The following is a 9,304-nucleotide window of genomic DNA, read 5'->3' as shown; positions in this document are numbered from 1 at the left end:
TTGCATTTTTTATAAGTAGCCAACGGTGAGATAAGCTGGTATGTTCTTGACATTTCGATTTAGAACAATGATTTAAGTTTTTAGCGAAGCAACCGCCTAGAATCCCTTTTAAGCTGCCATCGGCATGCCCTCAGGTTTGCTTTGATGATTTTCGGCCCTGATTTGAGACGGCTTAAAGTGATATTTGAGGAGTTTTTTGAGATTATAGGCAGCGGCGGCCATCAGCATACATTTGTTTGCTTGCTGAATCCCTTTGGAGTTAATCCTACTCATTCCCGTGTAGTTAATCAGAGAACCAAAGACAGGCTCCACTGTACTTGACCGGAGTAACTTCATTTTTCTGCCTTGGATGCTTCTTGTTTTTCTATGCATTTGTTCATACAAATGTTTATCGACAGTGTCAACCAGTTGTTTAGTCCCCCTCTTTGTAATACAGGATTCTTTTAACGGACAGTTGCGGCAATCACCAGGTGCAGACTCATATATCTTCTTCCAAATGGTTGCCTTTTTAGCAGATGGAGCAAATCGTCTGAAAGTGAGCTGGGCTCCATTTGGGCAAGTATATGAATCGTTTTCAGCATCATAAAAAAAGCCTTCCTCGTCCCGGCTGTGTTTATAGTTGCCTGAATTGGGAATGTACCCTTCAATATTGTGACCCATCAATGCTTTTATAGCTTCACCACTACTGTAACCTCCATCTGCTAGCACTTCAGTAACCCTTAAGTTGTGATTGCCCAGATTTTTTACTGTCTTATTAACTATTTCAGAAAGGCTCATGTTGTCAGCAGAGTTGCCCGGAAAGGCTTGTATATAGGTAATGAAATGGCTGGCTGTATCTACACTGAGCTGACTCTTGTAATACAGGTTTACAGGTTTGCCGGGTTTTCTGGTCAAACGTGCGTCAGGATCCGATGGGCTGAAATGAGTTTGGTTAGATATTCTCTTTGTTGTTTTTTTATCGTTGTTTTCTGTCGGAGGATCAGGGTCGGGTTCGGTATTATCCGTTAGTTCCTGAACGTACAGACGGGCATCATCCATGATCTCTTTCATGCTTTCTTTAGAGGCATTAGCACGCACAAGTGCACTGTCCACGGCCTGACGCTTGCCACTGATCAGCCTCTTTTCCACACATAGTCTAATTACCTGATCAAATAGGGCCTGGAATTGCTCTTGTCCATAGAGCTTCCGGGTACGGCTGAGCGTAGAATGCCAGGGAAACTCCTCGTCGATATCATAACCCAGGAATAGAAGAATATCCATCCTGTTTTCAAAAGTACTAATGATACGTCTGTCGCTGTTAATGTTTTCAAGGTAACCGGCTAGTACTAGTTTCATAAAGACTACCGGATCGATACTCTTTTGACCTTCCTTGCCATAGTATTTGGCTGTGGCTTTATAAAGGAAGTCCAAATTGAGTATTTCGTTCAAACGACGATAAAAATTATCCGGTTTGACACGGTCTTCAAGACTGAAATTTATGAACAGTTTTCTCTGTTTGATTTTCTTTCCCTGCATAGGCTAAAATACGCAAAAACGCAGATTTAATCAATATATTAAGAAAAATTCTGACCCATCTTACAGTTTAAATCGGAAGTTTCAGAGGTTAGAAACCGAGTTGTGCAACAGTCACGAAGGCGAGAACCTCCTTATTTAGTAATTTAGAAAAATCCTTTAAGGGTTTTTTTAATCTTGATTGGCAATTAAGGTGGGTATTTCTACTGACACCAAAGGGGCCGATGACCAAAAATTCATTCGGGCAATTATGTTGAATAATAATTAAAACGCTTCGCCCAAACTTAAATAAAAACCGCTTTGCCGCTTTTCTCCCGGATTCTGTTCGCCGATTGCATAATCCATCCTAACGCTAAGTCCTCGTTCGATGTCGTAGAAGTATCTGAAACCGCCGCCAACACTGGGCTTGAGTTGGATCAATTTGAAATTGCCTCCAGAATAGACATTGCCTGCAGCGGCAAATCCGACCAATCCAAATCGTGGATTAAGCCTGAGCCTGAGTTCACCCTGCAGAGCTAATAAATTCTGATCACGGAATCGTCCGGCATAATATGCACGCATCATTTCGTCACTGCCAAGTTGTGGAAGCAGATAAAATGGGGTGTTACTATCGCTAATAGTTTGAAAATGAGCATTTAAACCAAGGGTTGTTTTCTTGCTAAGTGCATGAAAATTACGCAGATCAAGTTTAAGCAGGCTCCCGCTGAAATGATCACCGCCAAAGAAATCAGGGGCATAAGAATAGTTGAATTTAAGGAATGATCCTCTTGTGGTATAGGTATTCGTATTTCGGTTATCAAAGATCTGTGTAATTCCCAGAAAGAAAACCTTCCCTCCATCTTTATCCCGGATACCCGGATCATTGCTGTAAATCCCACCTACTACTTTATCTTCAAAGCGGTAAGATTCATAAGCCATGCTCATTCCTGTATAAATACTTTTACCCAGTTTTTTTTCCAGTCCGGCATTGAGTTTAAAGAGTTTTTGGGTGATGGGGTCTTCATTCATTTCCAGGGTGGAATTGCCAATCCCGTAAAAATTGAAAGGAAAATTTCTGTAACGGATTTCAGAGGTTACATGAAACTTGTTTCCTGGTGTCCAGATATCTGATTTCAGCGCGAAGTTGCTTTGTTTTTTTGTTGTAAAGGTTACCATACCTGTAATTCGGGAAGTGCGCATTAGGGTATCCTTGCGGTCGGTATAAAATGAATAAAGGCTGGCGGCCCCTATTTCTATTCCCGTTTCCTGGGCATAGCCAAGTGCCGGCAGAGGGAGGAAACTACTACCGCGGGTTGTATCGGCTTCATTGGAGAGGAGTTTCTTAATCAGCTTCATCTGGCTGAAGCCATTTCCGGAAATCAGTATTAAAAGGCTGAGCGCAAAAAGTGTTTTTAGCAGTTCTTTATTCATAGAGGGCGCTAAGTTAATTATAGTTTGATTGGAATTGAATCTTATTCAAAATCCGATAGGGAATAGCTCTGATCATGACCTTAAAATATGCTTATTCCTTAGGGCGGGAAAGGTTGAAAAATTGTTCGTATTTGCTTCTAAAGGAACGCATACTAAACACGGAGTAAACGCGCACTAAACGCGGACAAAACCTACAAAAATATGGGTTTAGTATGCGTTTAATCTTGGCTTAATTTGTGCTTGTTTCGAACGAGGTATTAATTAGTTCGGGAGTTGGTAGAGGGTCAAGCCCGTCATGACATTAGATTGGTGTGAAATCCGATTCCGGCGGAGGCCGGAATCTCCTGTTTTTAAATATTGACTGTCATCGTGGCGAAGGCCACGACCTCATTTTATTTAAAATAGTTTGAAAGCACGACCTGATAATTTATAACAGACAAGAGGCAATGGCGGATCAGGCCCGCCTTTACACGACAAAGGGTTTTACTCTCGCAAAGACGCCAAGACACAAATGGCTGCAGGTTAACTGTTGTTTATTTAAGATGATAAATTTTGCGTCTCTGCGTCTTTGCGAGAGCCATTTTTGGGCTCAGGGGCCGGAATGAAAGGATTGTTTAATAGAGTTGGAGGTTGCTGGTCAAGCCCGCAATGATAGTGCATGGGTAGTTTCCTAAGTAGATTCAGGCTCGGGCGGGAGAATGAGAGGGCAATATTTAACAAAGAGGAGGTTGCTGGTCAAGCCCGCAATGACAGTGCATGGGGGTAAAAAGGAGATTCCGGCTCTGGGGCCGGAATCTGACTCAATAAATACTGATTGGCAGCTAACACATAGCCGGCAATCTTTAATCTAATTATTTCTTCTCCCTAATGGCTTTAAACTCTGAACCATTTTTCCACTGTACCATCTTTTCTTCGAAAGCTAATCGTTTACCAACCTGAAAAAACAACTTCAAATCATCCAGACCGCCTTCAAAGGTCCATGTTGCAGAATCAAATTCATCTGAGGGGCGGTGGTAATGCTTCTCAGTGTATTCTTTCTCCCTTTTTTCGCCATAGCCAGCTTCTTTGCCAATTACATCAATGCCATTTGAAGTGTAGAGTGCAGGCACTCCAACTTTAGCAAAATTGAAGTGATCGGAACGATAATAATAACCTGCTTCAGGATGATTTTCAAATGCGATTACCCGTCCTGCTTTTTCAGCAGCTTCTTTCAGATATTCTTCCAGTTCTGATTGCCCTTCACCAACGATGATGATGTCTTTTGTTTTCTCAAAAGGATTTAAACCGTCAATATTAATATTCGCGACTGTTTTTGATGTTGGATAGATTGGATTCTGAGCATAATATGCAGAGCCCCAAAGTCCCTGTTCTTCGGCAGTTACTGCGAGCAAGATGATGGTACGCTCAGGCTGAACTTTCATGCTTTTAAATGCCCGGGCCAGTTCAATCAGTCCGGCGGTGCCGCTGGCATTGTCAAAGGCACCATTATAGATTGAATCGGCAGTCTCATCCGGTTTGCCAATTCCAAGGTGATCCCAGTGTGAAGTGTATATGATCACCTCATCAGGGCGTTTGGTACCTGTTATTTTGCCTATAACATTTTGTGATTTGTTGAATATGGTCTTAACGGAGACACTGGTACTCAGCTTAAGATCCAAAGCAAGGGGTTTAAATCCTTTTTTGTCGGCCTGTGCGAAGAAATTAGTCGAATCTTGTCCCGCAGCAGCAACCAATTTCTTTGCAGCCGGCAGGGAAAGCCATCCATTGATATCAGTATAAACATTGCTTTTTCCGCGGTCATCGAGTCTCAGCTTGGATGCGTTCCAGTTATTCTGAACGACAGTGAATGGATAACTTGCACCCTCAGTGGTATGCACAATCAGACAACCTTTTGCACCCTGACGGGCAGCTTCTTCAAATTTATAGGTCCAGCGCCCATAATAGGTCATCGTTTTGCCTTTAAATAAGCTGGAATCTCTGGCAGCAAATCCAGGATCATTCACCATCACCATGACGATCTTTCCCTTAACATCCAGTCCGGCATAATCATTCCAGTTATACTCTGGTGCGACAACACCATAACCGGCAAAAACCACCTCATCATTATCAAAACTGACCTTATCGGTAATCTTATCAGTCCAGATTACATAATCGTCAAAGCCTTTGAGCTTAAAACTTCCTTTCGATGTTGTCACCTGCATATCCGCAGCCGCTTTAGTCTGAATATTGACCATCGGGACTTCCTGAATATAGCTATCACCATTTCCAGGCTCCAAACCTGCAGCTTTGAATTGTTTTTGCAGGTAGGCTATGGTTTTTGTTTCTCCGGGCGTAAATGGTTTACGTCCCTGCAATGAATCGTGAGAAAGCTCAGCGACGTGCAGTTTCAAACTATCTGCACTGAAAGCAGCAAGTCCATCTTCATCTGAAATTTTTGGCTTACTCTGATTGCAGGCAGCCAGAGAGACCAAGGCAGAAAATGCGAGGAATTTAATTTTTGAGTTCATATGGTTAGTATGCTTAGGTTTTGCTAAAATACTGATAAAAACTAAAGGCTATTTTAAAAAAAATTGATTTTTCCTCAATGGCGGGCAACTGTATTAGACTCGCACCTGCTTTGGAAATTGAGGTAGAATGTTTAATTTGGATTGCTTAACCCGCTAATGAAAGGTACTAAAACTTTGCTGGTTCTGCTATCATAATCTAAACCAAAAAAGCACCAAAAACCTCTTACCTCACAAACCCCAAACAAAATGATCAGACCCTACATTTTAGCAGAAACAAACTGGAAATCTGTAAAAGATTCAGATTATGACCTGGCAATCCTTCCATGGGGTGCTACAGAAGCTCATAATTATCATTTACCCTATTCTACGGATGTGATTGAGGCAGACCATATTGCTGCTGAATCTGCCAGGATTGCCTGGGAAAGTGGTGCTAAGATCATTGTTTTGCCTACAGTCCCTTTTGGAGTTAATACCGGTCAGGCGGACATAAAATTGGATCTGAATATTTATCCAAGTACCCAGCTGGCAATTTTGTGTGACATTATAGAAGTGCTTCAACGCTCGAATATTTTTAAGCTGTTGATTCTGAACGGTCATGGGGGGAATGATTTTAGAATGATGGTCAGAGAGCTGGGTTTAAAATACCCAAAAATGTTTCTCAGCACCTGTAACTGGTTTCAGTCTGTAGACAAAATGAAATTCTTTGAACATGATGGTGACCATGCCGACGAAATGGAGACAAGCCTGATTCAACACCTGGCTCCGGATTTCATGCTTCCTTTAGATACAGCCGGAGATGGGAAAGAGAAGAAATATAAAATCAAAGAGTTTTCAGAAGGCTGGGCCTGGGCAGAAAGAAAATGGTCAAAAATTACCAAGGACACTGGGGTGGGAAATCCTGAATTTGCAACGAAGGAGAAAGGGAAAAAATACTTTAAGGCTGTGACTTTAAAAATATCCCATTTTTTGATTGAATTGGCTAATGCTGATGTGAATGATCTTTATGAATAGGAGTTTTGTTGATTTATATAATTAGAAATGAGAACCCCTTTATTAGCTTAATGTATACCTGCAAATTTCTGTTCCTATAATTATGCGTCCAACCGACCCCGAAGGTGGTCGCATGTTTATAGAAACGTAATAGAACATCGTTTTCGACCCTGAAGGGGTCGTATGTGAAAATTTTTAAATACATGCGACCCCTTCAGGGTCGGGATTCCGTGTTAACGTATTTCTATAAACATTTGACCCATTCTGGGTCATTAGAAAAACTGTTGTCGCAATTGAAATCATCTGGCCTGAATTAAACTTCCCCTGTCCTTAGATTTCTGCTCATTGCTTTAAGAATTATTCAATGCAATCCCGTTCATATTGCACAGACTCATCTAAAAAATAGCCGTTGATACCTTCCGTGAGGCAGGGAATTTATATCTTCATATCCGTAATATATTATCAATACCATGATGGAAAATCAACACCCGGGATTTTTGACGCTAATTTCAATCAGAATTATTTGCCTGATTTTCTTCTTTGGATTAACAACAATAGCCTTTGCTCAAAATAAAATCCCTGCAACGTCACAATCTGACAGTTTAAAACTTAAAGCCAGCCTCAGCAGGACCATGAAGGTGTTACCTGCTGATAAGATTAGTAATGGTCGGGTTTCATTTTTGGACGAGACATTCAAGGATTGGATTAAACGGACCGGCGAGCTTCCTCCTGATTTTGATAAGATGCCATCCATACCCTTTCTGCCGGATCCCCTTATTGAGGACGAGGGGGGCAAAAATATTCCGGTTACCACGGCAGTGCAATGGAAAGAAAAGCGCCGATGGATGAAGGAGCAACTGGAATATTATATTACCGGCACTTATCCGCAATCTCCCATGGATTTCAATGTGAAGGTTCTGAGTGAAAAGAAAGAGGGTTCAACTACGCTTCGTATAGTGGAGCTCTCATTCGGTCCGCAGGATCAAGCCAAACTCACCATGGAATTAATGATTCCGCAGGGGGAAGGTCCCTTCCCTGTTTTTATGACCCAATGGAATCATAGGGGCTGGGCTCAGATTGCAGTAAGACGAGGGTATATGGCCTGTGTTTATGCAGCTTCGGATGCAAAGGATGATACTGAAAAATACTCTGAAATATGGGCTGGCCAATATGACTTTACCCGTTTGATGAGAAGAGCATTCGGGACTTTCAGGGCGATTGACTATTTGCATTCACTTCCAATTGTCGACAAAGATAAAATTGCCCTGAGCGGCCACTCCAGAAATGGTAAACTAGCACTGATGGCTGCCGCTTTTGACGAACGCATAAAGGCTGTTATTCCAAGCAGTGGTGGTTCAGGTGCCGAAGTCCCATGGCGGTATGCTACCCAGCAATATGATGTTGAAGATATTGCATTATTATCCGCTGCCCAACCATCCTGGCTTCATCCCCGGCTAAGATTTTTTATTGGGCGGGAGAATAAACTCCCCATTGATCAGAATCATTTTATGGCGCTGATAGCACCGAGAGGTTTAATGCTGAGTACAGCGATCAATGAAGGAGCCAGCAATCCCTGGGGTATTGAGCAGGCCTATGGCTCGGCACAAAAGGTGTATAAGTTTCTTAATGCAGAGGATAATCTGGCAATCAGGTTCAGGGATGGTGAACATGGTACCCATGCGGGCGATATTGAAGACTATATTGATTTCTTTGATTATGTTTTCAAGAGAAGCAAGGAAAAGCCGGAAAACAAGCTGTTTTATAATTATACGTTTGAAGGCTGGCGGGAGCGAAGTAAGGAAAATATAAATCCATTGAATTATCCTTCCAAAGGTGGACAGGGAATCGTGACCAGTGCAGGGAAAGAGATAACGAAGGAAAATTGGGCGGTTAAAAAAACAGAAATAAAGCAACACTTACAGTGGATCCTTGGGGATGAACCTCCCGGCTTGTACAATCGCGGTCCGGAGCGTTTAGAAAATGGGGGAGCCGGAGAAGATTATTTTGGGACTGTTCTCAAACGGCCAATTGTGACCCCACGTATGGGGCGTATGGCCCTTACACCTTACAAAGAGTTTGGCGATTACTTGTATGGCTATATTTATTATCCAAAGGATAAAGCCGGAAATATTAAGGCTGGTAAATTGCCGGCTTTAATTTATCAGCATGAATACGATTATTCGAAGGGTTTTTCCTCTTATCATGATGTTCAGTCTTTCTTTGAGGGTATGACAGATCTTGGTTATGTTGTTTTTTCATACGATATGATCGGTTTCGGGAATCGCATTGAAGAAGGCACACGTTTTTATGACCGATATCCGAACTGGTCAAAAATGGGAAAAATGTTAGCGGATGTTAAGGGGGCAGTTGACGCAATGAGTAATCTGGATTTTGTGGATAGCTCTAAAATTCTTGTCGCAGGTTATGCAATGGGTGCAACAGTCGGACTTTATGCTGCTGCACTTGATGAAAGAATTGCCGGACTTGTTTCAGTTAGTGGATTTACTCCGATGCGTACAGATTCAAAGGATAATGCAAGTGAAGGTATTAAAGCTTTTTCGCATTTGCACGGACTGATTCCCCGCCTGGGTTTCTATGTTGGTCATGCGGATCGTATTCCATATGATTATCAGGAAATCTTAGGATCAATTGCTCCAAGACCGGTGCTGCTGATTGCTCCCCAACTAGACCATACAGCTAGTCTTACAGATATCAAAGCCTCGGTTTCTGAAGCTGGAAAAATATACAAATTGTTAGGTGCTCCTGATCAGCTCATTCTTAATACGCCAGATGATTTTAACAGGTTTAGTGATGAAATGAAGGAAATAATTTATGGATGGGCAGGGAAATTCACAGCTGGTGCGCGCGTGCCGCGCGTTCCATGA

Annotated in this window: 5 protein-coding genes; 2 read left to right on the top strand and 3 right to left on the bottom strand. The window is 42.1% G+C overall.

Annotated features, from left to right (window positions below):
- Positions 1-108: 108 nt before the first annotated feature.
- The 3 genes from VGE44_RS12690 to VGE44_RS12680 form a co-directional block, all read right to left on the bottom strand.
- On the bottom strand, positions 109-1,515 hold the full coding sequence (locus VGE44_RS12690) for an IS1182 family transposase (protein WP_331079612.1): 1,407 nt from the start codon (positions 1,513-1,515) through the stop codon (positions 109-111).
- Positions 1,516-1,776: 261 nt separating this feature from the next.
- Positions 1,777-2,922 (bottom strand): BamA/TamA family outer membrane protein, encoded by a 1,146-nt coding sequence (locus VGE44_RS12685; protein WP_331079610.1) that lies wholly within the window; start codon positions 2,920-2,922, stop codon positions 1,777-1,779.
- Positions 2,923-3,773: 851 nt separating this feature from the next.
- Complete coding sequence (locus VGE44_RS12680) at positions 3,774-5,429, bottom strand: M28 family metallopeptidase (protein ID WP_331079608.1); 1,656 nt, start codon at positions 5,427-5,429, stop codon at positions 3,774-3,776.
- 246 nt (positions 5,430-5,675) lie between these two features.
- Here VGE44_RS12680 and VGE44_RS12675 point away from each other — a divergent pair, with 246 nt between their 5' ends.
- Positions 5,676-6,440 carry a creatininase family protein gene (locus VGE44_RS12675; protein WP_331079606.1) on the top strand — a complete coding sequence of 255 codons (765 nt, stop codon included), beginning with the start codon at positions 5,676-5,678 and terminating at the stop codon, positions 6,438-6,440.
- Between the two features lie 452 nt (positions 6,441-6,892).
- On the top strand, positions 6,893-9,304 hold the full coding sequence (locus tag VGE44_RS12670; RefSeq protein WP_331079604.1) for an acetylxylan esterase: 2,412 nt from the start codon (positions 6,893-6,895) through the stop codon (positions 9,302-9,304).

It is taken from the genome of Daejeonella sp. (assembly GCF_036405355.1).
Taxonomy (GTDB): Bacteria; Bacteroidota; Bacteroidia; order Sphingobacteriales; family Sphingobacteriaceae; genus Daejeonella.
This window is presented reverse-complemented; position numbering and strand designations above follow the sequence as displayed.